Source organism: Haladaptatus caseinilyticus (assembly GCF_026248685.1).
In the GTDB taxonomy this organism is placed as follows: domain Archaea; phylum Halobacteriota; class Halobacteria; order Halobacteriales; family Haladaptataceae; genus Haladaptatus; species Haladaptatus caseinilyticus.
On record NZ_CP111036.1, the window covers coordinates 338817 to 364878 of the forward strand.

The 26062-nt window shown below is 60.0% G+C and carries 29 protein-coding genes and 1 tRNA gene; 17 read left to right on the plus strand and 13 right to left on the minus strand.

Features of this window, described 5'->3' with window-relative positions:
• The first annotated feature begins 50 nt into the window (after nt 1-50).
• Complete coding sequence (locus OOF89_RS01910) at nt 51-782, plus strand: MBL fold metallo-hydrolase (protein WP_266077955.1); 732 nt, start codon at nt 51-53, stop codon at nt 780-782.
• Here the strand turns inward: OOF89_RS01910 and OOF89_RS01915 are convergent.
• From OOF89_RS01915 to msrB, 5 genes are all read right to left on the minus strand, one after another.
• Complete coding sequence (locus OOF89_RS01915; protein ID WP_266077957.1) at nt 779-1333, minus strand: hypothetical protein; 555 nt, start codon at nt 1331-1333, stop codon at nt 779-781. The genes OOF89_RS01910 and OOF89_RS01915 overlap by 4 nt on opposite strands.
• A 73-nt stretch (nt 1334-1406) precedes the next feature.
• Nucleotides 1407-2492, minus strand: coding sequence for an mRNA surveillance protein pelota (locus OOF89_RS01920; RefSeq protein ID WP_266077959.1), 1086 nt, complete (start codon nt 2490-2492; stop codon nt 1407-1409).
• Between the two features lie 418 nt (nt 2493-2910).
• Complete coding sequence (locus OOF89_RS01925) at nt 2911-3603, minus strand: DUF4013 domain-containing protein (RefSeq protein WP_266077961.1); 693 nt, start codon at nt 3601-3603, stop codon at nt 2911-2913.
• A 104-nt stretch (nt 3604-3707) separates the two neighbouring features.
• A complete protein-coding gene (rqcH, locus tag OOF89_RS01930) occupies nt 3708-5804 on the minus strand; it encodes a ribosome rescue protein RqcH (protein ID WP_266077963.1) in 2097 nt (698 codons plus the stop codon).
• Nucleotides 5805-5932: 128 nt separating this feature from the next.
• Nucleotides 5933-6334 carry a peptide-methionine (R)-S-oxide reductase MsrB gene (gene msrB, locus OOF89_RS01935; RefSeq protein WP_266077966.1) on the minus strand — a complete coding sequence of 134 codons (402 nt, stop codon included), beginning with the start codon at nt 6332-6334 and terminating at the stop codon, nt 5933-5935.
• Between the two features lie 87 nt (nt 6335-6421).
• Between msrB and OOF89_RS01940 the strand changes: the two genes are divergently transcribed.
• Nucleotides 6422-6574, plus strand: coding sequence for an HVO_A0556 family zinc finger protein (locus OOF89_RS01940; protein WP_266077968.1), 153 nt, complete (start codon nt 6422-6424; stop codon nt 6572-6574).
• A 239-nt stretch (nt 6575-6813) separates the two neighbouring features.
• Here the strand turns inward: OOF89_RS01940 and OOF89_RS01945 are convergent, their stop codons facing one another.
• The 4 genes from OOF89_RS01945 to OOF89_RS01960 form a co-directional block, all read right to left on the minus strand.
• Entirely contained in the window at nt 6814-7797 is a 984-nt protein-coding gene (locus tag OOF89_RS01945; RefSeq protein WP_266077970.1) for a D-2-hydroxyacid dehydrogenase, read from the minus strand.
• Between the two features lie 71 nt (nt 7798-7868).
• Complete coding sequence (locus OOF89_RS01950) at nt 7869-8186, minus strand: hypothetical protein (protein ID WP_266077971.1); 318 nt, start codon at nt 8184-8186, stop codon at nt 7869-7871.
• Between the two features lie 192 nt (nt 8187-8378).
• Nucleotides 8379-9581, minus strand: coding sequence for an amidohydrolase (locus tag OOF89_RS01955; protein WP_266077973.1), 1203 nt, complete (start codon nt 9579-9581; stop codon nt 8379-8381).
• Between the two features lie 77 nt (nt 9582-9658).
• Nucleotides 9659-10438, minus strand: a complete 780-nt coding sequence (locus tag OOF89_RS01960; protein WP_266077974.1) for an enoyl-CoA hydratase/isomerase family protein — start codon at nt 10436-10438, stop codon at nt 9659-9661.
• A gap of 109 nt (nt 10439-10547) precedes the next feature.
• Between OOF89_RS01960 and OOF89_RS01965 the strand changes: the two genes are divergently transcribed.
• A complete protein-coding gene (locus tag OOF89_RS01965) occupies nt 10548-11918 on the plus strand; it encodes an NAD(P)/FAD-dependent oxidoreductase (RefSeq protein ID WP_266077975.1) in 1371 nt (456 codons plus the stop codon).
• Between the two features lie 239 nt (nt 11919-12157).
• Here OOF89_RS01965 and OOF89_RS01970 read toward each other — a convergent pair whose 3' ends face one another.
• Nucleotides 12158-12322 (minus strand): hypothetical protein, encoded by a 165-nt coding sequence (locus OOF89_RS01970; RefSeq protein ID WP_266077977.1) that lies wholly within the window; start codon nt 12320-12322, stop codon nt 12158-12160.
• A gap of 65 nt (nt 12323-12387) precedes the next feature.
• On the opposite strand from OOF89_RS01970, the gene OOF89_RS01975 reads away from it, so the two are divergent.
• From OOF89_RS01975 to OOF89_RS02000, 6 genes are all read left to right on the plus strand, one after another.
• A complete protein-coding gene (locus OOF89_RS01975) occupies nt 12388-13584 on the plus strand; it encodes a glycoside hydrolase family 18 protein (RefSeq protein ID WP_266077979.1) in 1197 nt (398 codons plus the stop codon).
• Nucleotides 13585-13693: 109 nt separating this feature from the next.
• On the plus strand, nt 13694-14686 hold the full coding sequence (locus tag OOF89_RS01980) for an extracellular catalytic domain type 1 short-chain-length polyhydroxyalkanoate depolymerase (protein WP_266077981.1): 993 nt from the start codon (nt 13694-13696) through the stop codon (nt 14684-14686).
• A complete protein-coding gene (locus OOF89_RS01985) occupies nt 14683-16173 on the plus strand; it encodes an extracellular catalytic domain type 1 short-chain-length polyhydroxyalkanoate depolymerase (RefSeq protein ID WP_266077983.1) in 1491 nt (496 codons plus the stop codon). Before OOF89_RS01980 ends, OOF89_RS01985 begins: the two co-directional genes overlap by 4 nt.
• A 217-nt stretch (nt 16174-16390) precedes the next feature.
• Entirely contained in the window at nt 16391-17659 is a 1269-nt protein-coding gene (hisD, locus tag OOF89_RS01990) for a histidinol dehydrogenase (protein ID WP_266077985.1), read from the plus strand.
• 85 nt (nt 17660-17744) lie between these two features.
• Nucleotides 17745-18398, plus strand: coding sequence for a helix-turn-helix domain-containing protein (locus tag OOF89_RS01995; RefSeq protein ID WP_266077986.1), 654 nt, complete (start codon nt 17745-17747; stop codon nt 18396-18398).
• Between the two features lie 60 nt (nt 18399-18458).
• Entirely contained in the window at nt 18459-18794 is a 336-nt protein-coding gene (locus OOF89_RS02000; RefSeq protein ID WP_266077988.1) for a HalOD1 output domain-containing protein, read from the plus strand.
• A 29-nt stretch (nt 18795-18823) separates the two neighbouring features.
• Here OOF89_RS02000 and OOF89_RS02005 read toward each other — a convergent pair whose 3' ends face one another.
• Nucleotides 18824-20008 carry a pyridoxal-phosphate-dependent aminotransferase family protein gene (locus tag OOF89_RS02005; RefSeq protein WP_266077989.1) on the minus strand — a complete coding sequence of 395 codons (1185 nt, stop codon included), beginning with the start codon at nt 20006-20008 and terminating at the stop codon, nt 18824-18826.
• Between the two features lie 193 nt (nt 20009-20201).
• On the opposite strand from OOF89_RS02005, the gene OOF89_RS02010 reads away from it, so the two are divergent.
• The 5 genes from OOF89_RS02010 to OOF89_RS02030 all read left to right on the plus strand — a co-directional run bounded on the left by OOF89_RS02010 (nt 20202) and on the right by OOF89_RS02030 (nt 23538).
• Nucleotides 20202-20822 (plus strand): four-helix bundle copper-binding protein, encoded by a 621-nt coding sequence (locus OOF89_RS02010; RefSeq protein ID WP_266077991.1) that lies wholly within the window; start codon nt 20202-20204, stop codon nt 20820-20822.
• 193 nt (nt 20823-21015) lie between these two features.
• The gene (locus OOF89_RS02015) at nt 21016-21963 is read left to right on the plus strand and encodes a metal-dependent hydrolase (RefSeq protein WP_266077993.1); all 948 of its coding nucleotides are present in this window, start codon (nt 21016-21018) and stop codon (nt 21961-21963) included.
• Nucleotides 21964-21996: 33 nt separating this feature from the next.
• Nucleotides 21997-22608 (plus strand): hypothetical protein, encoded by a 612-nt coding sequence (locus OOF89_RS02020; protein ID WP_266077994.1) that lies wholly within the window; start codon nt 21997-21999, stop codon nt 22606-22608.
• Nucleotides 22605-23270, plus strand: a complete 666-nt coding sequence (locus tag OOF89_RS02025) for a hypothetical protein (RefSeq protein WP_266077995.1) — start codon at nt 22605-22607, stop codon at nt 23268-23270. The genes OOF89_RS02020 and OOF89_RS02025 overlap by 4 nt, the downstream gene beginning before the upstream one ends.
• A 67-nt stretch (nt 23271-23337) precedes the next feature.
• A complete protein-coding gene (locus tag OOF89_RS02030; RefSeq protein WP_266077996.1) occupies nt 23338-23538 on the plus strand; it encodes a dodecin in 201 nt (66 codons plus the stop codon).
• 133 nt (nt 23539-23671) lie between these two features.
• Here the strand turns inward: OOF89_RS02030 and OOF89_RS02035 are convergent, their stop codons facing one another.
• On the minus strand, nt 23672-24037 hold the full coding sequence (locus tag OOF89_RS02035) for a HesB/IscA family protein (protein ID WP_266077997.1): 366 nt from the start codon (nt 24035-24037) through the stop codon (nt 23672-23674).
• 95 nt (nt 24038-24132) lie between these two features.
• Here OOF89_RS02035 and OOF89_RS02040 point away from each other — a divergent pair, with 95 nt between their 5' ends.
• Complete coding sequence (locus OOF89_RS02040) at nt 24133-24333, plus strand: hypothetical protein (RefSeq protein WP_266077998.1); 201 nt, start codon at nt 24133-24135, stop codon at nt 24331-24333.
• 189 nt (nt 24334-24522) lie between these two features.
• Here the strand turns inward: OOF89_RS02040 and OOF89_RS02045 are convergent.
• Nucleotides 24523-24607: transfer RNA gene (locus OOF89_RS02045), tRNA-Leu, on the minus strand.
• A gap of 88 nt (nt 24608-24695) precedes the next feature.
• On the opposite strand from OOF89_RS02045, the gene OOF89_RS02050 reads away from it, so the two are divergent.
• Nucleotides 24696-25496, plus strand: coding sequence for an inositol monophosphatase family protein (locus OOF89_RS02050; protein ID WP_266077999.1), 801 nt, complete (start codon nt 24696-24698; stop codon nt 25494-25496).
• A gap of 87 nt (nt 25497-25583) precedes the next feature.
• A complete protein-coding gene (locus OOF89_RS02055) occupies nt 25584-26051 on the plus strand; it encodes an Lrp/AsnC family transcriptional regulator (protein WP_266078000.1) in 468 nt (155 codons plus the stop codon).
• The last annotated feature ends 11 nt before the right edge of the window (nt 26052-26062 follow it).

A 26062-nucleotide genomic window follows, 5' to 3' on the forward strand; every position in this document is an offset into this window, starting at 1 on the left:
GCTTCCATCATGGCTGAACCTTTTTGACCTTCCCGCCCGCCCGTTTACACATGCGAGTCACGTTCCTCGGCACGGGTAGCGCGATGCCGACCGGCGAACGATTTCAAACCGGAATCGTCGTCGAAAACGACGAGAATCGTCTCCTCGTGGACTGTGGCAGTGGCGTCCTCCACCGTCTCCAGCAGTCGGGAATCGGTTACGAAAACATCTCGACGGTCCTGCTTACCCATCACCATCTCGATCACATTTCCGACCTTCTCCCCCTCCTCAAAGCCCGTTGGCTTGCCGGGGAAGAGCATCTCGAAGTCGTCGGACCGAAGGGAACCAAAGCCCTGCTCGACGGACTTCTCTCGGTCCACGACTATCTCGATGGGAAAGTCGAGCTTCAGGTTCGCGAAGTCGGCGAACAGGAGTTCTCGGTCGCAGGATTCGACGTAGAAGGGTTCGAGACGCGGCATTCGATGCCGTGTTTGGCCTACCGGTTCGGCGATGAGTTTACTTTCAGCGGCGACAGTGAGGCGTTTTCCGCGCTGGCCAATTTCGCGGATGGCTGTTCCGTCCTCGTCCACGACTGTTCGTTCCCCGATGACGTGGACGTAGCGAACCACCCGACGCCGACGCAGCTCGGCGAGGCGCTCTCCGGGGTGAATATCGGCCGCGTCTACCTGACACATCTGTACCCACACACCGACGGAAAGCACGAAGCCATGGTCTCCTCGGTGGGAGAGCACTACGACGGCGACGTCCGCTTCGCGGAAGACTTGTTTTCGGTCACGATTTAGCGCTCCACTGCGGCCCGTCGTTCCGTTCCTGCCGTCTCCTCTTCACTCCCCGTCTCGACGTGAATCGACTCCTCGGGGAGGGTAAAACTAGCGACGCCGAGGGGCAGTTCTCGGTCTCGAACCGTGAAAATCCGGCGCAAGCGAAGTTCGCCATCGAAGTGGAGTTCGTCGCCGTCGATGCAGTGTTCGAGTCGGAGCGTCCCCGTTCCCTCACTCTCTATTTTCGACAGGTCGATGTTTTTGGGAAGCGACTCGAAATCGTCGGTCCAAACGAGATTACAGGCGGTCTCGCCGTTGGTCGTATATCCCAGTCGGACGCTTCCGCCGACGATTCGGGCGTCCAGGGTGCTGTCGTTGTCGAACTGGAGTTCGACAACGACGGAGCGGCCGGACCGGTCCACCCGCGTTTCGACGACCGAGACATCGTCAACCAGTGGCCCGAACAGTTCGTGTTCGTAGCGATCGGAGAGTTTCAGACCGACGACTGGAATGAGCCTGACCAGATAATAAACTGCAACGATGGCCAGTTTCCCGACCAAATACAGGAACATCGTGGCGAAATTTCGGTTAGTGATCGGTTAAGCGTTCTTGCCGACGAGTAAAACCGATGGTGTCTTCGAGCGATTATTCCAACCGATAGCGGAGCAAGGCGGCGATTCCGCCGAGGTTCGACAGCTGCTCCCCCGGCGCGAACTCGTGGGAAAAGACGGTTACGTCGCCACCCTTGCGCTCCACGTCGGTGATGACTTCGTTCACGTCGATGGCCCACTCGCCGCCGTCCTCGTCTTCGCCGAGCGCACCGCGTTCCTTGCGCAGACGTTCGTCCAACACGAGGAGACGTTCGACCGCCCCGAAGTCCGCGGCTTTCGCCACCTGCTCGATACCGTAGGCGGCCTTCGCACCCTCCGCGATACGTCTCGTGAGTTCGTCGATGAGTTCCGCCTCCGTGCCGATTCTCGTCTGCTCCTGCACGTCCGCGACGGCACCGCGTTTCAGGACTTCGTGAACCCCCCTATCACCGACTGAACTCACGTCCACTTGCGTGATGAGGTCGGTCAGGTCGGGGTAGTTGTCGGCGATGTGGTCGTACGCGTCCTGTTTCGTGAATCCCGGTCCGGCGAGGATGATCGCGTCCACGTCGAGATGGGAAAGCGCCGACCCCAACTGGTCGAACAGTTCGGTTCGCCCACTCGCATATTCACCCTTTCCGGTCGTTCCGGTGAACGACGTGTACTCGTCGGCACCGTACTGCGCGACGGTATGGATGTACACCGCACCCTCTTCGACGGTGGCGATGGCAACGTCCGGATTTTCCGTCGCCTCGACGGCGTCGTCGAGTCGGTCCAACTGGTCGCGTTTCCACACCTTCTCGATGGAGATCTTCTCGCGTTCTTCGACGTTGATGGTATGGTGGAGACCCAACTGGTCTTCCCGCGAACAGTCGGTGATGACGCCACCAACCCGGACGCGATTGGCGAATCGATGAAACTCCACGTCCTCAACGTCGAGGGTGATGTGCATGTGCTCACGCTCGCCGCCCGTATCGCGCATCTGGTCGTCTGCGCGCTGAATCCGTCGAGTCGTGTCGCCGGAGACGCTGTCACCCGGTTCGAGGAGGTAGGTAAGATGCCAGAGGTCGTCCACGCTTTCGGGAACGAGCGTGATTCGCTCGCGGTTCCCGTCGAGGGACGTTCGGTCGTCTATTCGCATGACAGAAACTGTGTCTTCCCGTGATAAGTGCCCTGCTATTCGGCGTCCATACCTTGGCTCTCGACAATCATCATATGAAATCAAATACTCTGCATAGGATGGTTCGGTCGATATGTTAGAAGACGCGTTGTCGTATCCGACGAAGGGGGAACGATGGAATCGCGCGAACCATCATCGGCAGTACACTGGTGTTATTTTCTCTGTTTATTCTCCCAGTACCCCAACACTAACGGCAGAGCAAACAGGCCGACCACGTTCAATACGATACCGATGGCAACCGTTTTTCGCGGTTCGTCGCCCGAAACCGGATATCGAAGCGCGTCAGCTATCACGATTCGTCATCTCAGTATCTAAAACTAACTACACAGCTAATTAGTTGTTCTGGCTACAACATAGACAACCGAAAGAAGCGAAACACTCAGACCGCTGGTCTGGTGTCGTCCACTTCCGGTCCCTCGCGCAGTCGGTGTTCGGTCGCCTCCGCGTACGACCGAGCGTAGATGTACGCCGCCGTCACCTGCGCATAGAAGCCGATGAACACTGCCAGGAGCCACCCGAGAAGCGGAACGACCGCGACCGCGCTCGAAATCACACCGGCCACGACGAGGATACCCAACGCGAGGAGCCATCCGGTCGCGTACTCCCGGTCACGGACGATCGGCACGAGCGATTCGTATTCGAATCCCGATCCCATCGTTCCTTTCTCCGCGAATCGGACGAGCGCAGCGGGGACGACGTACAAGACCGCGAGTCCGATCACGAACGTCAACAGGCTCCCGAACAGGGCGACGAACCCGCCGATGAACGGAACACGGTCCATGAGTGCCACGCCCCCACCGATGAATACCACGGCGAGAAGGGCCGGGAGGAGCGAGTAGACGAGCACGATGATGACCGCTTTCAAGCCATCGACCGTGAGCTTTCCCCAGTCGCTGAAGACCGGTGCTTCGGTGTCACCGTCCGAAACGCGGCGCAGGACCCGGATCGTGTAACCCTGAACGATGAGCGCCGGAATGATGAGGAACCCAAAAATCGCGAGCAGTCCCCCGATAAGTACCGTCTTTGCGGCGTCGTCACTGTCTTTGAGATAGTTGATGCTTTCGTTGAACATGATTTCTCCCCCGAGTGCAGGCCCGCGAATCGAACGCAGGACACCGACTCTGTGGTTGATACGCTCGCTGAGGGCTTAACCCTTCTCAGCAAGACGAAAACGTGTCAGTCTATCATCCGACTACCGCCGGCAGGGAGGAACTCCTGAATCAGGTCGGCGCTCGCTACCTTGCGCACGAACGAGGTATCCTCGAACCGCTCACGGAACTGACGATAGAGTCGCTTGGCGGCGTCGTTCTGAGCGTACTGCCCCGGTTCGACTTCGATGTACGTTTCTGCTTGCGACTCGATAGCTGACGGTGGTCCGCCGATAACTCGCGTGTTCGGTTCGACGGTGATTCCGACTGCGACGCCGACCGGCGTGTCCCGGAAATAGGTTCGGTCGCCACGGATGGCGAACGCACCTTTTTCAAGATACTCGCCGCTTTCAGGTGTTTTTGACACCTGTTCGGGCGAGACCATGTAAGCGTCACCCGAAAACCGTCCGTCCTTCCAGACCGAGGAGTACGATACCGCGAACTGGGCGGCTTCCTCCTTGCTTCTGTTAGGCACGTCGACGTCCCTCGACGGTTCGCTCGGGTCGGACGTTTTCAGGATGGTAATCGGGCCGCCGTGGGCCTGCGAGTGGAAAAAGAGGTCGTTTCGGTCCATATACTTCTTGACGAGTTCCTCGTTCTGGTCGGCGTTGCGCCCGCCGATAACGAGGAACCCGTCCGAGGTCCGAAACCACCGGAACCGTTCGTACCACTGCTCTTGCTTACGAATAGGGATGGACGCTCTCGACAGCCAGTCGATGTCCTCCGGTTCCTCGTCGTCCCGCTCCGCTTCGGGTTCCGCTTCCCACTCCTCCTTTCGCTTCTTGACGGCTTCCAGTTCCTCGCGCGTGTCCTCGATGGCGGCCTGTGCGCCCGCCTTCTTCTCCTCGATTCGCTTCGCTTCCTGATACAGGCGGTCCGCGTTCTTTTCGACGCCATCTTCCGGAAACAGCGTGATTTCGGTGTCGTCGATTTCGACGGCGACGGTGCCCTCGCTTTCGTCGATTCCCCGTACGGCCTCGGCCGCGGCGATACCGCGTTCCGCGCCCTCCTCGAATCGGGCTTCGATGTCCGCCCACGGGGTGTCTTCGGCACGGGCATTTTGAACCGTCGAGAGGATTTCATCGACGAACCCGTAGTTGCCGTAGAGGAGTTCGGCCTTCTCGCGCTCGGCCTCCGCTTGCCGTTCGAAGCCTTCTATCGCACCCTGCTGCTGGTCGATGATGCGCTGTTGTTTCTCGATCTGGCCTTGGAAGTCCGGCTTTTGGGGTTCCTGTGATTTCGCGGCGTCGTCGTCCCCGCTCAAATCGAGATTCGTGAAGTAATCGTCCAGCGCGGCGTTAAACGAGTCGAACGCCTCCGCATCCCGGTCCTCGTACTCCTCGAGTGGGAACGGCGTCACATCGACGCGAGTATCATCCTCGTAGTAAACCCGGGGGTCGAAGTTCCCCGTTTCCAGCGGTTCTTTCAGACGTTCGATGGCGGCGTAGAGTCGTTCGTACTCCTCCTCGTCGGCATCCGAGATGTCCTTCGCTTTTTCGACGTTCGCACGGGTACAGACCTCTTCGGCGTACAGCCCGCCGAAGTTGAGTTGCGTCGCCAGCGTTCGGACCACGTCGGTGTCCGAATCGTTCATCCGGTATTCGAACTCCTCGTAGTCGATTTCGAGCGGGTTCACCCGCGAACTGGGGAACTCGTACTGCGACCCGGGCGCGACGGTTCTGGATTTGAGTCGAACCGTGTCGAGACTGTCCACGACTTCGTTGTTCTCGTCCAACACGGCGAGATTGCCCTGCCCGAACAGTTCCGCGACGATAGTCGTATCGCCGTCCTCTCGTTTGAAGTTGAACTGAAGGATGCGGTCGAACTCGAACTGCTCGACGCCCGCGAAGTCCGCCCCAGAAAGCCGATTTCGCAGCATCATGGCGAAGTTCGGCGGTCTGCCGGGCGCGGCCGGGACGTGCTCCGGTGCCGCGGTGTGGGCTCGTTTGATTTCACCCACCTCGATGAGTAGTTCGAGCCGACCTCGGTCGAAATCCCGCATCTTGAGGCGCAGCAGATCGTCGCCGTAGAGATACGCTTTGTCGACCTTCGCACCCTCGTAGCTCGCGAGTTCGCGAACGACGGCGGCGAGGTCGATGCTCGAAAGCTCTCGCTTTCTGTCCATATTCGGCCTTTCTCGGGCGGGAGGAAAGGCGTGTCGTTCGGCGGGCGAGTCCCCCACCCTCCTTTCCTCAGTTTAGCATCCAAGAGACTGGGCGACAGAGTTCCCAAAAAAACGAACCGACAGAGAGCTCATTCCTCGTCGAAGTCCAGCGCAACGCTGTTGATGCAGTAGCGCTGTCCGGTCGGTTCCGGGCCGTCGTCGAAGACGTGACCCAGATGGCTGCCGCAGTTCGAACAGACGACTTCGGTTCGCACCATTCCGTGGCTTCTGTCCTCTCGCGTCTCGACGTTCCCCTCGGGCACGTCGTAGAAACTCGGCCAGCCACAGTGGGAGTCGTATTTCGTGTCCGAGTCGAACAGTTCCGCACCACATCCAGCACAGACGTACGTTCCGTCGTCTTTTCTATCGAGATGCTCGCCGGTTCCGGGACGCTCCGTTCCCTGCTCGCGCAGGACGCGATACTCCTCGTCCGAGAGGCGCTCGCGCCACTCGTCCTCGCTTTCAGGAAGGTCGGATTTCTGTTCGCTCATACTCCCGTATAGCGCCCCGCGAAAGATAAACTCCCTGCAAGGTAGGCCAGCACATTCATGCCGGGTGCGGCGTAACGTTCAACCGAGATGAGTTTAACGACCCAGCAGAGCGTCATCGGACACCTCGAAGGTGAGGATTGTCAGTGGTGCCACGACGGAACGTTAGAACACGGCACCTACAAAGGAAACGACGCAGTCGTCTGTGACGCCTGCGGGACGCCCGCCGCACAGCTTTGGTAACGAAACCCACTGCCCTCCTCCTTCTAGCCGGATGCATCTCGCCGACAAGCGAGTCGTAAACTGTCCCTACTGACTAGACGATTCGTCGATGGTTCGCCCCAGAAGTGAGCCGATCGAACTCGTCGCGTCCGGACTGCTGGTCGTCGGCATCGTCGTCGGTCGTCACCCTGGGCAGGAAACGGTTGACGTCTTGTCCGGGTCGGTAGTCGGTGTGTTCGAAGTGCTGCTTCTCCGCCCGACTACCGAACCTGATTCGTCAACTCGTCGTAGGACCCCGTCTCGCCCGCACGACGAACGTTTTCGGCGACGATGTCCGCGAGTCTGGCGAAATATCTCGGCGTGTGGCCCGCCATGTGGGGCGTGATGAGCACGTTTTCGAAGTTCCACAGCGGATGGTCCTCCGGCAGGGGTTCCGGGTCGGTCACGTCCAGCGCCGCCCCGCGAATCTGATTGCCGCGGATAGCCGAAAGGAGTGCATCGGTCCCCACGACTTGCCCGCGAGCGACGTTCACCAGTATGGCATTCGGCGGGAGCGTGTCGAACGCAGCATCGTCGAGCAGCCCCCTCGTCTCGTCAGTCAGGGGACAGGCCAGTACGAGATAGTCGGTTCGAGCGAGCGCGTCGTGGAGGTCATCGAATCCCAGCACTTCGTTCGTCGGACCACCCTTTTCGGGCGAGTATCGAACGCCAATCGTTTCGACCCCGAATCCTTCCAGTCGCTCGGCTACGCTTTCCCCGATCGCACCCAGTCCGACGATCGTTACGGTGCTCCCCTGCAACTCGTTCGCCTGATAATGTCGCCATTCCCGACGTGACTGCTGACGCCGAGCACGGAGGAAATCACGGGTAAACGTCAGCATCGCGCCGAGAACGTGTTCGCCGATGTTCGGGCCGTGGACCCCCGAGGCGTTCGTCACTGCGACATCCTTCGATTCGAGTGAATCGAGCGGGAGATGGCCCGTTCCGGCGTAAGCGCAGGCGAATAAACGCAAGTTTTCGGCATGGCTGAGCAGTTCTTCGTCGATGGTCATGCCGGTCACGATGTCGGCGTCGGCGATGTGCTCGCGTTCCGCTTGCGGCGTTCGAGCGCGTCGGATATCGTGGTGCGGAAGACGGTCGCGGAGTTCCCCGACGTAGTCGGAGACGGGCATTCCGTGGGTACCTCTGCGGAGGACGAGAACCGTAGGCGAGTCGGGGTCTGCGTCTGCTTTGGAATCGGTCATGGTTCGCGAATTTCTCGCGCAACGAAATAGAACTGGCTGTCGCGGAAATCAAGGCGTCGAGACAGGGCTGGTTACGGGGTGGACGACGACTGCAGTTCGGCTCGAACCCAGTCTTTCAGAAGATCTATCGCGGACAGTGACACAGGAACTGAGACACAGAATCCGCTCGACAGCGCCCAATCGCGGAGCGTCAGCGCGACGCCCAGCACCGCCATCGCGAAGGTCAGCACGCCCCCGATGACCATCACGACGGACCGCGCTGCCTGCCGAAGCCGGAATCGATTCGTCGGCCGAAAGACCAGATTTTCCGCCGCGACTGCTTGGCCTCGCAGTCGCGGCGTCGTGTGGATGATGTCCCGAAATCCGAGGGCAGCGAGGTCGTTCGACATGTGATAGTCCGCGAGGGAGTGCGGTATCGATCTCCTTCGGGAGATGTCGGGAACGAACCGATCTCTCGGCTCGATTCAGTACGTTGAGCACAAACAATGGGACGATTTGTCCGTGCTGTCGTCACCGGAATCTCCGAGACCGCTTTTCAGGAAGTGTTTCCCGAACGTCTCTAACGAGGATTCACCAGGGATTCACCAGGCGTACTCCTCGCGCGGGTCGCGGTCGTCGCGGTCGGAATCGTAGGCGTGGTGGCCGTCCACGAAGACGTGCTGGGCGTCGGCGGTGATGTCGAACGGCTGGCCGTCCCATACGACCACGTCGGCGTCGGTCCCCTCCTCCAGCGTCCCGACACGGTCTTCGATACCCAAAATCTCGGCCGGGTTGCGTGTAACAGTGGCCAACGCGACGTCTTCCGGGAGTCCCTCGCGAATCGCCAAACCGACACAGACATCCAGGTGTTCCTGCGGGAGAACTGGTGCGTCGGTCTGGATGGCGACTTTCACGCCCGCCTCGTGGAGGATGCCCGCCGTCTCGAAGGTAATATTGGAGAGTTCGTACTTCGCGCCGGAGTAGAGCGACGGCCCGACGATGGCAGGCACGTCTCGTTTCACGAACTCGTCGGCGAGAACGTGTCCCTCCGTCGCGTGCTCGATGGAGAGGTCCTCGATGCCGAACTCGTCGGCGATGCGGAACACGGTGGCGATGTCGTCAGCGCGGTGGGCGTGAACGCGAAGCGGGAGGTCGCCTTCCACGACTCGCGCGAGATTTTCTAGCCCCAAATCGCGGTCGAAGGGGTCGCTCTCCTCCTCGGCCTTCTCACGTCGGGAGACGTAATCCTCGGCGTCCATGAGCGCCTGCCGGAGGGTCGCGGCGATTCCGGGCCGGGTCGTCGGTTCGCGTCCGTTCTGGTCGCCGTGGACGCGCTTCGGGTTTTCGCCCATCGCGGCCTTCATACCGTCCTCCTGAATCAACATCTCGTCCGCGATATCGCCGTAGGTTTTCATCGAACAGATGACGCCGCCGACGACGTTCGCGCTCCCCATCCGGGCGCTGACGGTCGTCACGCCGCCCTGATAGGCGTGTTGTAGCTCCTCGTCACGGGGGTGAAAGCCGTCGAGCGCGTTGACGTGCGGCGTGACGGGGTCGGTGAGTTCGTTTACGTCGCCGTCCTCGGGTTCCCCCCACTCGCCCATCCCGGCGTGGCTGTGGGCCTCGACGAGACCGGGTGTAACCGGCTTCCCACCCGCGTCGATGACCTCAGCGGTTTCCGGAACGTCAACGTCGGCCTCCGCACCGACTGCGACGATTTTTCCACCCTCGAACAGGATGGTTCCGTTCTCGATCGTCCCTGCGTCGGCCACTGTGTGAACCTCACCATTGACAATTGCCTGCATTGCACAACCCTTCGCAAGGAGGGAAATCAGCATTTCGGTCCGAAATACACCCCCGGCAACCGGCGATTCGTCGGGGATTACTGCCCCTCGAACTCCGGCGTCCCCTTCGAGACGAACGCATCCAACCCTCGTTCGTAGTCCGTGGTAGTCGTCATCCGGGCGATGGTGTCGGTCTCACTCGCCATCTGTGCCGGGAGGTCGCGACCTAATCCACGGTTGAGCAGGCGTTTCGTCGCACCGTAGGCGCGAGTTGGCCCGTCCGCGAGGTCCGCGGCGAGTTCGGCGAGTCGGGCATCGAAATCGTCCGTCACTTCCGTGGCGAGACCCATCTCGACTGCCTCCTTCGGCAGGATCGGTTCATCGAGGAGGGCGATTTCTTTCGCTCGTCGCAATCCGACGAGGTGCGGCAGGAAGTACGTCGAGCCGCCGTCACCGGTCAGTCCGATCCGTGGGTACGCGAATTCCAGTCGCGCATCCTCCGCGAGAAGGACGAGGTCTCCCGAGAGCGCGAGACCGAATCCACCGCCCGCTGCGACGCCGTTCACGCCCGTTACGACGGGTTTCGACGCTCGTGAGAGATTTTCGATTGCTCGGTGGAGGTTCGATGCGATCTTGCGAAGGGTACGCGCGTCATCCGAATCGCCGGAGAGCACCGACAGGTCGGCTCCGGTGTTGAACACGCCGTCAGTCCCAGTCAGAACGATACAGCGCGAATCGTCGTCGTGCAGATTCATCGTGACCGTACGCAGTTCGCTCGCCATTTCACGGTGCATCGCGTTGTGCGTTTCCGGACGGTTCATCGTGACGCGGGCAACGTCCCCGACGCGTTCGATATCGAGATATTCGAACTCTGCCATGCCAGTTTCTGCGAGAGGTATCCTCAAAACCGTACCGCGATTGAACGAACACTGATTCGCCGAACAGAAGGTCAAGAATTTAGTACCCCATGTTGAGTACGGTAGCCGTATGGAGCGATTTGACGTTGCTATCGTCGGTGGCGGTCCCGCCGGAATGTCGGCAGGGGACCAAGCCGCGAAGCACGGCGCGAGCGCCGTCGTCTTGGAACAGGGCGTTCCCCGCGCTGATCGGGAATTCCTTGGCCCGGATTCGACCGACGCCGCCGGGATGCTCGATTACTGGGTGGACATCATGGACGAGGATTATCGGGAGATACCCGACCACATCATCCTGCAGGAACTCGACCGCGTGGACTTCCTCGGCCCGAACGAAAGCGCTGTTCTCCAGCGCACGGGTATCGAATCTTCGTACCCGAAGCTGGGGTTTACGTTCAACCGAACGTGGATGGACGACTGGCTCAGGGAGCGTGCCGAAGACGCAGGTGCCGACTACCGCGTCGGTGTCGGCGTCAAGCGCGCCGAAACCGACCTCGACGCCGAGTACCGCCACACCCTCCACCTCGCCGACGGTGAAAACATCGCGGCGAAGTATCTCGTTCTCGCCGACGGACCACAGCGTCGCGTCACGCTCGACGTATTGGACCAGTTCATGCCCGATGGCAGGTCGGTGAGCGACCACCTCAGCCCGCCGAAGGCGAACCACATCGCCTATCAGGAGTACCGGGAGTTCCCCGAGGAACTGTTCGAAGCTTCCGCACTCAAGTTCTGGTGGGGGTACATCCCCGGCGAAACGGCGTATCCGTGGGTGTTCCCGAACGACGGGACGGTAGCCCGTGTCGGCCTCACGATGCCAATCGGAATGAATATCGGAAACGTCGAGAATCCCGAATCGTACGTCCTCCTGAACGAGGACGACGAAAGCCTGCCGCGCGCCGGGGAGTACATCCGAAGACTCCTCGAACACGAATACGGCGGCGAGTACGACATCGAAGCCGACTTCCCGCTGGTCGAAGACCGTGGCAAAACAGGGGGGACCGAAACCTATCCTATTTCCTCGACCAAGCCCATCGAATCGCCGGTCAAGGCGGGGATCGCCGTTGCAGGTGGTGCGATGGGAACCACCAGCGCGTTTCACGAAGGCGGCTACCACGTCGCAGTTCGAACCGGAAAGATCGCCGGAAAACTCGCGGCGACCGATTCCCTCGAATCGTACAACGACGAGTGGAAAGCAGCGATCGGTGACGAACTCCTTCGGAACGTCACCTTCGCGGACATCGTCGCCGACTACGGTCCGGACGATTGGGACGATACGTTTTCGATGGCGGACAGCCTCCTCAAGGACGAGGGGAAGGGGCTCCTCAAATCGAAATTCGGCTCCGGCGTCCGCGCCGCGAGGCTCGCCGCGAAGTACAAAAAGACCAAGTTCGGCTACCGCGACGGCGGCTACGTCCAGTTGAAAGCGTCGGAATACACGATTTGATCCCCCGACAGTGGACGGCGGTGTGACCGTTTTGGTGACACCGTCCGGTAGGGACAACCCGAAAGGCCTTATCGGACTCGTCACCTACCGTCCCGTTGCGCGCCTTAGTCCCCGCCGGAGTAATCCCACTTTGGGAGCGATGACCGAGCGGAGAACCCGGGCGCGCGACAGTTCAACGAGTTCGGTGAACTCTCAAATCACCCTTTGAGCCGGTCGAACCGGCTCGAACGTGGCGGTTCTCAAATCGCCCGCCGGGATGGTAACTGCGTCTCGGCGCTCGGTGGTTCTATCCACCCGCCCGGCACGAGGGTTTGCCAGCCGACGCGGCACGCTGCCTCGGGATGAGGCTGGAAGTTAGTGTTCCGGGCGACATTCAACGATTCGTGAGCGATGCGTCTCGTCATCTATTTCGTCAACGATTATCATGCTAGGTACTCCATTTATATGAATTCTTAATTATAAGAATACAATGCGAAACAAAAACGTGACTACGTGCCGACGACGATATCTCCAGAGTGCAGGACTGCTGGCGGCGACGCCGCTCGCATCCCGGACTGTCGGGGCGAGCGGCGCTGATGAAGATGATGAAGACGACCACCACCGACCATCGACGACCAAGCGGATCGTCGGCTACTACCCCTCGTGGGCGGGAGACTACACACCCCACGATGTTCCATACGATAACCTGACACATTTGAACTACGCGTTTCTCGAGACGGAGGCCGACGGCGAGGTCAAACTCGCCGTAGTCGGTGATTCCGCACCGGAGGTCCTCGAACAGTTCGAGGCGGTAACACACGAACACCCCGAGACATCGTTCATGCTCTCGATTGCGGACTTCGGCAGTAACATGTCGAGTGCCGCCTTGACGCCCGAAAATCGCGAACGATTCGCTCGGACTGCTATCGAGCACATGCGAAAGTACAACTTCGACGGTATCGACGTGGACTGGGAGTATCCCGACGGCTCGGTTCGGGAGGAGGACCCGGAAAACTTCACACTACTTCTCGAGGAGTTGCGGCGACAACTCGACGAAGCCGAGCGCGAGGATGATGGTAAGACATACGAACTCAGCATCGCGGCGGCACCTATCCCGTCGAACATCGACCCGTTGGAAGTGGACAAAATCGCGGACGTGTTGGATTTCATCAACGTGATGAACTACAACTTCTACGGCAGTTGGAGTTCCGAGACCAATTTCAACGCGCCGCTGTACGCCGCCTACGACGACCCGACGTACTGGCAGCGCTTGCTCACCGTCGACCACGCCATGCAGTATTGGGCCGAACAACCGATTTCGCGCGACAAACTCGTTCTCGGAACGCCGTTCTACGGATTCGTCTTCGATGGTGTCACGAACGAAAACAGAGGTCTCTTCCAACCGTTCGATGGGGCCGATACTCGGACGTACGACGACGTTCGAACGAACCTGAAAACGAAACCACATTATCAGTATCACTGGCATCCGGATGCGCGGGTGCCGTGGCTGTACTCCAAAGAGGACGACGTCTTCGTCACCTACGACGACCGTCACTCGACCATGGAGAAGGCGAAGTACGTTCGTCGAAACGGCTTCGGCGGAATGATGTGCTGGGAACTCTCCCAGGACCCCAGTAACACACTGATCGGTGCGATACACACCGTTCTCGGGCGGTACAACCGATAGTAGGCGATACTGGTAGTTCGTGGGAATTTCCTTTTCGCTTCAACCCTATATTTACATATTAACCTCTGGTTAGATTTTATTCGATGACATTGGTACGTATCGCCATAACATGAAACTTGACAGACGCACATTCCTGCGGTCAATCAGCGGAACGATTGCCACGACAGGAATCATCGGGAGCGGAGGGACTGCAGCGGCGGCAGGGTCGTACACGAATCATTACTACAGCGGGTTCGACTACTGGAAATACGTCCCCGATTCTGCGGGGACGGATTCCCCACTCGTCGTGATGCTCCACGGCTGTACACAGGACGCCGACGAGTTCCGCGTCGAAACGGGAATGAACGAGGTGGCCGATCGGGAGGGCTTCGTGGTCATCTATCCCGACCAGTACAACGCGCGTAACAGCGAGCAGTGCTGGAACTGGTTCTACGATTCGAACACGACGCGTGAAAACGGTGAAGCCGCGGTCATCGCGGGAATGACGCAGGAGACGATAGATGCTCACGACCTCGACGAAGAACGGGTGTACGTCGCTGGCCTCTCCGCGGGTGGGGCGATGGTCCCCAACTTGCTCGCCGAGTACGCCGATATTTTTGCCGCCGGGGGCATCCACTCCGCACTCGAATACGACGCCGCCGACAGTGCGAGCGGTGCGACGGTGGCCATGGATTACGGTGGACCGGACCCCTATGAGAAGGGTATCGACGCGTACGATGCGATGGAATACTACGGTATCACGAGTCGTCTTCCGACCATCGTCTTCCACGGGACGGCGGACAGGACGGTCGCACCGATAAACGGCGACCAAGCGACGATTCAGGCGATTCAGACCAACGACCTCGCATCCGACGGCAGAAACGACGACAACGTCGATACGACGGCTGACTCGGTGACGAATGGCCAGTCCGAATCGTTCAGCTACACCGTCTCCGAGTACCACGACGAGTCCGGCAATTCGCTGGTAGAATACTGGGAAATCGACGGGATGGGCCATGCATGGTCAGGCGGCACTGTCGGTGGGGAGTACACCGCACCCGGCGGGCCTGACGCCAACCAACGGATGTGGGAGTTCTTCGCCCAACACACGAGGAGCGAATGAAAATGGAGCGACGAACGACGACGGAACGACGAACTCGCATGAAGCGACGAACCCTGTTGAAATCGGTCAGTGCCGGAGTCGGTATGAGTGCGGTTTTCGGCGGTTCGGCCGGCGCGGCACCGGGTTCGTATACGACCGAATCCTACGACGATCGAACGTACACGAAGTACATCCCAACCGGTGCGGGCGGGTCCGCGATTCCCCTCGTCGTAATGCTTCACGGCTGTACGCAGAATCCGGACCAGTTCAAAGACGAGACGAAAATGAACGAGGTTGCCGAGCGCGATACGTTCGCGGTCATCTATCCCGACCAGACGTCGAGCGCCAACGCGAACGAATGTTGGAACTGGTTTCAGGACCAACACACGACGCGTGGAAGCGGCGAAGCCGCGCTCATCACCGGGATGGCACAAAACGTGATGTCGAATCATTCGATCGACGAAAACCGGGTGTACGTCGCGGGACTCTCCGCGGGCGCAGCGATGGTGCCGAATCTGTTGGCAGCCTACCCGGACGTGTTTGCCGCAGGTGGGATTCACTCCGGTCTGGAATACGACGCCGCCGAGAACGTGAGCGGTGCGAACACGGCGATGACCCAGGGCGGCCCCGACCCACAACAGCAAGGTACCGAAGCATATCAGGCGATGGAATCGAACGGCGTCACGGACACGGTACCGACCGTCGTCTTCCACGGAACGGACGACTACACCGTCTACCCGAAAAACGGCCATCAAGCCACGGAACAAGCCACACAGACGAACGACCTCGCGGCGGACGGTGTTGACGACGAAAGCACGGATTACACCGCCGACGTGACGACGAACGGCCAGTCCGAGTCGTTCAGCTACACCGTCTCGGAGTATCACGACGGGAGCGGCACGACCGTCGTCGAGAAGTGGATGATCGACGGAATGGGCCACGCATGGTCGGGCGGCGCACAGGGCGGTGCGTACACCGCACCCGGCGGCCCGGATGCGAGCCAACTCATCTGGGACTTCTTCGCCGACCACCCCCGTGATGGGTCCGGCGGAGGCGGCGACAATAGCGCACCGACGGCCAGCGCTAGCGCAACCCCGAGTACCACCACAACCGGCGAGTCGGTGACCTTCGATGGAAGCGGGTCGGCCGACTCCGACGGGTCGATAGCGAGTTGCGAGTGGGCGTTCGGCGACGGTTCGACCGGGAGCGGGGAAACGGTCAGTCACGCATACGATTCGGAAGGCGAGTTCACGGCGACGCTCACCGTCACCGACGACGACGGAACCACCGATACCGATTCGGTGACGGTCACGGTCGGCGATGGATTTTCGGGCTATTGCGGATCGGCGACCAATTACGACCACGGCACCGCTGGCCGAGCGTATCAGGACACCTCGACCGGGGCGTACTACGCCGTCGGATCGGACGACTATCTCGGGTACCCTGCTTACACGAGCACGCTGAAGGAGACGTCGGAAGGGTACTTCGAAACAGTCAGTTCGTGCTAGCAGGTCGGGTTGCGTTTTGTGGCTGTGATTCCGTTCTTGGATCCCGTGAGAATCGCCACGAATCCCGGCCCTTGGCTGGTGCTAATCGGAACCATCCCTCACTGGACGGGTACGATCGCCAACGAATGGCGCGGAGACGAACAACCCCGCGAGCAAAGCCATTCGGACGCCATCCGAGAGCGCAAGTCGTTTTTTCCACCCCCACCAACACCAACGCATGAACACGAAGGATATCGCGGACCTCGGGCCGGACGAGCGCCGCGCGCTGTTCGACCGAGATGCCGGAATCGAGAGCATCCGGAGCGACGTGCGCGACATTATCGAACGAGTGCGCGACGAGGGCGACGTCGCGGTTCGGGAGTTCAGCCGTGAGTTCGACGACGTGGAAGTCGGGAACATCGACATCACGGACGAAGCCGAACGTGCATACGAAGAAATCGATGCGGACGTGCGCGAGGCGATCGAGGACGCTGCCGACAACATCCGCGAGTTCCACGAGGCTCAGCTACCGGACGACTGGCGCGAGACGTTCGACGGGCGGGAGCTCGGCCGCCGATTCCGACCCATCGAGCGCGTCGGCGTGTACGCGCCGGGTGGCACCGCTGCCTATCCCTCCAGCGCGTTGATGGGCGTCATCCCCGCAAAAGTCGCCGGTGTAGAGCAGGTCGCGGTGGCCACGCCGCCCGGCGACCCACAAAATACGATCACGCTGGCAGCGATTCACGCCGCGGGTGCAGACCGAGTGTATCGCGTCGGCGGCGCACAGGCCATCGGCGCGATGGCGTATGGTACGGAGCAAATCGACCGTGTTCAGAAGGTCGTCGGCCCCGGAAACCGATGGGTGACGGCGGCGAAGGCAGAAGTACAGGGAGAGGTGGCAATCGACTTCCTCGCCGGGCCAAGCGAACTGCTCGTCCTCGCGGACGACTCGGCCGACCCGAGATACGTCGCCAGCGACATGATTGCGCAGGCCGAACACGACGAGAACGCATCAGCGGTCACCGTAACCGACGACGCCGCGTTCGCCGAAGCAGTCGTCGAGGAAATCGACCAACAAACGGGCGAACGAGAACGTAAAGACGTGATTCGGGCCGCGCTCGACAACGACGCGAGTGGCGTATTCGTCGCTCGGTCCATGAGCGAGGGACTCCTCTTCGCGGAGGAGTACGCCGCGGAGCACCTCTCGATCCAGGTCGAAAACGACGAGGAGCTACTGAACCGAATCGAGAGCGCAGGAAGCGTCTTTTTGGGACCCTACACACCTGTCGCGGCGGGTGATTATGCGTCGGGAACGAACCACGTACTGCCGACGACCGGACTGGCGAAAATCACGGGGGGTCTGTCCGTCGATACTTTCGTCCGCTCGACCACGGTTCAGCGATTGGACGAGGGTGCACTGGACTCCCTCTCCGGGACGATTACCACACTCGCGGAGGCAGAAGGGTTGGAAGCACACGCTGAAAGCGTTCGAAAGCGGTTCGAGTAGCGTCGTCGAGAAAAACCCGACTCGGCGAGCAGCTCGCCGTACTGTTTTACGGTTCCAGTCCGTAGTTCGTGCTCACTGGAGAGCGATGGACTTCATAGCCGAGTTCGACATCTCCACGCCGATACTCAGAGAAACCAGAAACGCGGTTCCCGGATTAGTCGTCGATGTAGAGGATTTGCAACTTCGGTCCGGAAAATCCCCGATTCTCGTCTGCTGGGTCGAATGTGACGATTTCGAAATCATCGACGAAATGCTGCCGACCGACCCGACCGTCGAGGGGTTCGAAATCCTCGCGACGAGCAACGACCGGCGACTCTATCGCGTTGCGCTCTCCGAAGAGGGCGAAGCGTCCCTGGTCTATCCCGCGGCGATAGAGTACGGAATCACGTTTCTCGAAGTGAAAGTAATCGACGGAAACACGCACATCAGCGCCCGAATACCGGACCGGGGCGTTCTGAGTTCGTTCCGCAAATCGATGGAGGAGCGGGACGTTTCGTTTCGCCTCAAACGCATCTATCGCACGGACGACGCCGACGACACTGCCTACGGGGTCACCGACCGACAGCGAGAGATACTACTCTACGCCGCGGAAAACGGGTTTTTCGAGATACCGCGAAAAATCACGCTCGGCGAGATCGCGGCGGAGTTCGACATCTCCGACCAAGCCGCTTCGACGCTCTGCCGGCGGGGGCTAACCAACCTCCTCGACCACACTTTGGCATCCCCCTCGAATACTTAAAACATTGAATAGCCAACGAAAGGCGATACCCCAATCAGCCCGCTACGTCAGAGCGAACAGATGTCCCCCAAAGCAACGACACCGAACGACCCCCGGAACGAACAGTTCCGGTATCAGCGAGCGCAGAACGAGGCACCGAGTGAAGCGGTCCTCTCCGCGGTCTCCGAAGTCTCCAACCGAAACGTCATTCCTCGTTCGACGGATGCCGACGGTGATTCCTTGGAACCGCTCTATCACGCCATCGATCCGGACGCACTGAACGCGCTGTTCACCTCGTCAGAGAACGACACTGACAGTTCTGGAAGCGTGACGTTCACCTACTGTGGCTACGAAGTGACCGTCGAAAGGACGGGAACGATACTGGTCTCGGATCCGTCGACCCACGACGGACTCTGATCCACGCGACTATTTTTTGCCGACTGGTCTTACTGACCGAGTGCTTCGCTCGTCGCCGACAATCCGGCCTCCACATCGACGTCGGCACCCTGTTTTCGCAGTGCATCGCCGAACGCACTCACGAGATAGGAGACCGTTTCTGGCCGTGCGGAGTAGCCCATGCAACCGATTCGGAATATTTCGCCGTCCAAGTCGCCGAGTCCGGTCGCTATTTCGAGGTCGTACTGCTTCAGCAGGTAGTCCGTCACGTCGGTGTCGGTGACCCCCGCGGGCACACGAACCGCGTTGAGACTGGGCAACCAGTAATCGTCGGGCGCGTTCATTTCGATGCCCATCGCTTCGACGCCCGCTTTGAGCGCACCTGCCATCTCGCGGTGACGCTCCCACCGTGCCTCGATTCCCTCCTCGGCGACAAGCCTGAGCGCCTCGCGAAGCGCGTAGACGTTCGTAATTGGTGCCGTGTGATGATAGGCCCGCTCGTCGCCCCAGTAGCCTTCGAGTAAACTAAGGTCGAGATACCAGGATCGGGTAGGGTCATCGCGCGAGAGGACTTTTTCCATCGCGCGGTCGTTGAGCGTCAGCGGACTCGCACCCGGCGGGCAGGAAAGACATTTCTGAGGCCCGGAGTAGGCCACGTCGATCTCCCATTCGTCAACCCGCAGTTCGACACCACCGAGGGAGGTCACACAGTCTGCGACGACGAGCGCATCGTGGTCGTGAGCGATGCTGGTCAGTTCGGAAACGTCGGGTTGAAGCACCCCGGTACTCGTCTCGGCGTGGACGAATCCGAACACGTCCGGGTCGTGTTCCTCGAACGCGGCTTCGACGTCTATCGGGTCGAGCGGTTCTCCCCACGGAGCGTCGACGTGAACGACGTTTCCACCTGCTCGGGTCACCATCGATTCCATGCGCCCGCCGAAGTAACCGTTCGTCGGAACCAGCATCGTGTCTCCGGGTTCGACGAGGTTACCGATCGCGGCTTCCATCGAGGCCGACCCCGTGCCGGATACCGGAATTGTCCACTTATTATCGGTTCTGAAGGTGTATCGGAGCAGGTCTTGCACGTCGTTCATTACCTCGATAAACGACGGATCTAAATGGCCGACCAACGGCGTGCTCATCGCTCGAAGTACGCGGGGATGTACTTCGCTCGGGCCGGGTCCCATCAGCGTTCTGTCGGGTGGTGTCAGTTCGTCTACCGTGGGCTTTTCCATGGGCCACAGTATCACGTGGGGTCACAAAAATCCCGCCTTCCCGGAACCCGATAGCCAACGCGTCGTTGAACCGGACAACGTAGCGTTTCTCCAGGCGAACGGTTTCCAAACGGTAGGAAACGGTCTCCCCGGTTTATCCGGGTTATCAGTGTAGGCAAGGATATCCCAGCACGTTGCTGGGTGGTGAAAAACAATGACACGCCAGAGAGACATGCAGCACTCACGAGGACAGATGGAACAACAGTACGGCCAGAGTCAGCAGTACGGTCAACCGCAACAACAACGGTATCGCCAACCGCAACAGCAGTATGGCCAACCGCAACAGCAACAGATCGGCCAGCCACAACAGCAGACACAGATGACCGGCGGGCAGCAGCAGCAGACCGGTCAGGAGCAAATGACACGACAGGTTGGCCAGTTCGACGACCAACTGCCGGGTGAGATGCGAATCGCACTCGAGGACTTCGAGAAGGCCGCGAAAGTATGTGACTGGTGTGCCGACCAGTGCATCGACGAAGGGCCACAGATGGCCAACTGTATCCGACTCTGTCGCGACGTCGCAGACCTCGGAACGTTGAACGCGAAGCTCATCGCCCGCGATTCGGTCTTCGGACCGGAACTCGCGGAAGTGTTCGCACGCGCCGCCGAGGAATGTGCGGACGAGTGTATACAGCATTCGAACGCGCACTGTCAGGAGTGTGCGTCCGTGCTATCCCGAGCCGTCGATTCGACCTACCGACTGCTAGACGAACTGCAGAGTGGTCAAATCGGAACGCCCACCCAACAGCAATCGTCACTACAGCAGTCGTTTTAAGGTCGCATTTTTTAGTAGCAACCGACAGTGAGTACATCGTATCCGGGCGTCCAAGACACGACGTGGGTTCTCGAACGATCCGTACAGTCACTCTCACGAGCGATTTCTACGGGTCACCGGGACGGCCTGTTCCGGTAGCGCCACCAATTTTGGGAGAGAAGTTTATGCTTGCTGAACGCGAAGGGGAACATCCATGATGGTCGGCCACGCCCTGTTAGCCTTTGCGTTAACGGCGCTCGTCGCCCACCGATACTGGCCCACGGAGCGTGCGCTACTGTTCGGTGTGGTCGCGGGTGCGTTTGCGACGGTTCCCGACGTCGACATGACATACGCAGTAATCGGCCTCGCACAGGCCGGGCTCGGAAGTGTCTGGACGATGACGGCCGCATTCTGGGGCAGTTCACAGCTCGCCCATCGAGCGGTAACACACTCGCTCGTCGTCGCACTCATCGCCGCTCCGGGGTTCGTTTTGATTACTGGAGACCGCTCTCGACGAGCGATTGGCACGATTGTCCTCTCGATACTCGTCTGGATTGCGTTCGCGAAAAGCGGCGTCATCGGCGCAGGAGTCATGTTCATCTTCGTGCTGGTGGGATCCGCAGTCGCACTCGTTGCAGTGCGGCGTACCGACCTCGAACCACGGGCACTGTTGGTCGCAGCGGCGTTTGGCCTGCTATCGCACCCCTTCGGCGACCTGTTTACCGGCGAACCGCCACAGTTTCTCTACCCGTTCGACACGGTGCTCCTCCACTCTCGGATCGCTTTGCTTTCCGACCCGACGCTGAACTTGCTCGCCATTTTCGCGTTGGAGCTAACGATGGCGTGGTTCGCCGTGGTGGTATATTTCCACGTTCGGGATGACCACCGTCACGACGAACGTCTACTGGGCCACATTCACGGGCGAGCAACGCTTGGCGCAGGGTACGCGCTGGCAGTCGTGTTCCTCCCGGCACCGACGCTGGACGTATCGTACCATTTCGTCTTCTCGGTGCTCGCGGTCGGTGCCGTGGGCGTCGGTCCGAAACTGTACCCACTCCAACCGTTCCACGTGGAGCGTGACCCCAAAACGTGGCTGTGCACAGGAATGGCGGCGGTTACGTTCGCGATACTGGCGTACGCCGGTGCCTACATCACAGCCTAACCTTTCTTACGGGTCGCACACTTATCGAGCGATATGACACAGCGAAGCAGTCGGATGGACGCACTCGTCGAGGACGAGCGCGTCAACGCCGGTCTCGGATGGGTTCTCGTCGTGTTTTTGTTTGCAGTCGCTGTGGCGAGTCTGCTTCGTGCGGATTTCCTGTGGGCGATATTCACCGGGTTCGTCTTCACACTGGCGGTTATTCCGCCGCTCGCCTACCGGAATGCAGAGGCCATGCTCCCGTGGGAAGTGTTGCTACTCGCCGCGCTTCCAGTCCTCGGGCGCGCGCTCGCAACGCTCGCGCTCACCACGCGGGTAGCCACCTATCTCTCGGTGGCCGCCCTCGCGCTCATCGTCGCCGTCGAACTGCACGTTTTCACGCCCGTTCGAATGACACACTGGTTTGCTATCCTGTTCGTCGTCATCGCGACGATTGCGACGGCTGGCGTGTTGGCGGTCATCGAATGGTTGTCCGACGTATATCTCGGCACGACGTTCATCAGGAGCGAACAGCTACTCATGTGGGATTTCGTCTATGCGACGGTCGTTGGCATCGTCGCTGGCATCGTCTTCGAACTGTACTTCCGGCGGGTCGCACCGGCGCAAGCGCGCCTCCCGAGCGATCTGCAGGAGCAGATAGAATGAGGGTTCGTGAACGGCTCGGGATTTCGAACCGACGGCAGCGTCAGTTGACGCGTGTGATGGAGTTGAGCCTCGTCGGTATCTTTTTCATCGGATTGTACAAGGGCAACCTCGGAATCATGATCAACTCCGCAGTGGCGTTCGCCATTATGCACATCCCGGCAATCATCGAACGGGACTACCAGATTCCGATGGATGCAGGACTCACGCTGTGGATTACGACCGCCGTTTTCTTACACGCGGTGGGTACCCTCGGTCCCTACCAGAACGTCTGGTGGTGGGACCACGTCACGCACGTCCTGTCGGCGTCACTCGTCGCGGCAGTCGGCTACGCTACGGTTCGGGCGGTAGACGCCCACTACGAGGACGTGTACCTTCCACCCCGATTCATGTTCGTCTTCATCCTCATGTTCGTCGTCGCCTTCGGCGTCATCTGGGAGGTCATTGAATTCGGCGTGAGCGGACTGGCGGTCGTCTTCGGCGGGCGAGCGGTGTTGACGCAGTACGGCCTCGACGACACGATGCTGGACCTCATGTTCGACACGATCGGTGGCCTCATTACGGCGATTTGGGGCACTGCCTACCTCTCCGACGTCGTTGGAGCCATCAACGACCGTCTCGATAGTAAAATGCGAGTGTCGGAGCACCAGCGACGAGATGACTGACCCCCAGCAAACATACCGACGAACGGCCAATGCGACTTTTACCTGAGACGGGAAAACAGCACATGCCATGGTGTTCAAGAAAATCACGCTTATCGGAACGAGTGATGAGAGCTTCGATGCCGCCGCCGATGATGCCATCGATCGAGCGGAGCGGACGCTCGACAACGTCAAATGGGTCGAAGTGGACCACCTCGGCGTCGAAGTCGCCTCCGTCGAAGGAAGGGAGTACCAAGCCGAAGTGACGGTTGCGTTCGAACTCGAAGAGTAAGACGGGACCCTGCGGGAAACCTCACTTTTTAGACAACGAGAGGCAGCCATACAGCGGCCGCTATCCGGAAGACGAGCGTCGAAAAGTGACACCACAGGTTTCGCCCGCGCTGCGAACGATGGTCCCGAGCCGATTACGTGCGGAAACTTTCACCACAGCCGCATTCGGACACCACGTTCGGGTTATCCACGTGGAACCCGGCGCCCTGCAAACCGGTTTCGTAGTCCACGACGCTCCCTTCGATGTAGTTCATGCTCGCCGGGTCCACGAACACTCGCAGGTCGTGGTGGTTGAACACCGTATCGTCGGATTCCGGTTCGTCGTCGAACCGCATTCCATAGGAGAGCCCGGCACAGCCACCCTGTTGGACGAACAGACGCAGTCCCGCTACCCCGGGGTCGAGACCTTCGCTTTCGAGCAGGTTCAGTGCTTGCTCGGCGGCAGTCTCCGTCACCTCGATTTGTGGGGTTTCCCCACCTTGGGCGGAGTCAGTACTCATAGCTGGTGTTTGTCGGTCAGGCCTCATTAACGTTCGCCCGCTGGCAGTGATTTCCGTGATGGAGTATTTGTCCTCGTCGGGTCCAACGGCGTGCTATGTGTGCTCCGGAAAACCCCCTCGTGGAGAGCCACTGGTTCTTCTGGTTCAACGGTAGTGGCCCAGAAAGCTCTCACGGACGATGCTCGCCGGAGGGACGACTGAGCGACGAAGGAGCGAAGGGGTCGATGGGGAGAGTATGGGCGGTCGCGGTGCGGTGGCGGTTGTTCGGTGTCGGCAATTCCCGACGGCAAGAATAGACGTCGTTTCCCATCGCAACAGAAGCAGGGACGTGGATCTGGCCGGAGAAATCCAGTCTCGTTTCAAAGAACTCTCTACCCACATCGTCGGCTTCGTAGAAGGTTTTGCGAGAGCCTGTTTGTTGGCCCTTATGAGGTTTTTGCGAGGGAAGAGCGCTCCGATGCGGTCTTCCTGCACTCTGTTATGAGTGCGAGGGAAGGGATTTGAACCCTTGGACCTCTACAGGAGCGGATCTTGAGTCCGCCGCCGTTGGCCGAGCTTGGCTACCCTCGCACGCATTCGTTATTCTGCACTGGGTAAGTTAAAACGTTCCGAATCTGAAAACGACACTCCTTTTCCATCCCACCTCACCTGTCGAACCATGACCGAATCACGACCCGAACTCGCCGAACGTGCGGCGAGGGCGGGAAGCGAAATCGCCCTGGACGGCTTTCGAACCGACCTCGCGGTGGAAACGAAAGCGAACAAAACCGACGTGGTGACCGAAGCCGACCGGGAGAGCCAACGCCGAGTCATCGACGTGATTCAGGAGGTGTATCCCGACGATGCGGTCGTGGGCGAGGAAGAGGACGCACTGAAGGACGTTCCGGCGGAAGGCGACGTCTGGATAATCGACCCCATCGATGGCACGAACAACTTCGTCCGCGGGATACCGATATGGACGACCAGCGTCGCCGCGGTCCGCGACGGCGAGACTGTGGCCGCCGCAAACGTCTGTCCGGCACTCGGAGACGTTTACACGGCAGACGCGGAGGGGACGTACTTGAACGGCGAACGGGTTTCGGTCAGCGACCGCACCGACCCGGAGACGTTCACCGTCTGCCCGACCATCTGGTGGGACTTCGACCGCCGGGACGAATACAGCGCGACAGTTCGTGGGATTCTCGAACGGTTCGGCGACATGCGTCGATTCGGCTGTGCCCAAATCGCCCTTGGAATGGTCGCAAGCGGCGCGTTGGAGGGCACCATTACGAACGTCGAACCGAACCCGTGGGACACCGTGGCAGGTGTGCACATGGTTCGACAGGCCGGTGGGCGAGTAACGGACATTCACGGGGACCGGTGGACGACCGAAAGAAGGGGGCTGGTCGCATCCAACGGGGAGGCTCACGAAGCGGTGCTCGCCGCGGCCCGCGAAGCCGAAGCCTACCGTAGAGAATAGAACGACGGTCGTCCGCAGTTCGAAATACTGCGATCGCATTCCGGCGAGTGGTACAAATATTTAGTAGTGGGGCATTTCGGTAGCGGTATGAAGCTGGATGACACGGACCGCGCTATCCTCCACGCACTCCAAAAAGACGCTCGGACGCCCTTCAGCGAAATCGCCCGACAGATCGACATGTCCAGCGCGACGGTTCACGACCGGGTTAACCGGATGGAAGAAGCCGGAGTGATCACCGGGTATCACGCCAACGTCAACCCGAAAGAAGTCTCGCTCGGTATCTCCGCGTTCGTCGGCCTCCGCGTCGAACAGGGTCGGGAAAAGGACACGCTCAAAAAACTCGAAGACATCGATGGAATTCAGGAAGTCCATCTCACGACCGGGTCGTGGGACGTGATGGTACGGGTGTACGCCGAGAACGCGGACAGCCTCCGCGAACTGATGTTCGACACGATCGCCCAGATGGATGGGTTCGCCCGCTCACAGACGATGGTGGTTCTCGGGTCACCGTTCGAGAGCGAGGAATTGCCGCTCGTCCTCGACGACCCGGAATAGACCGGAACTAT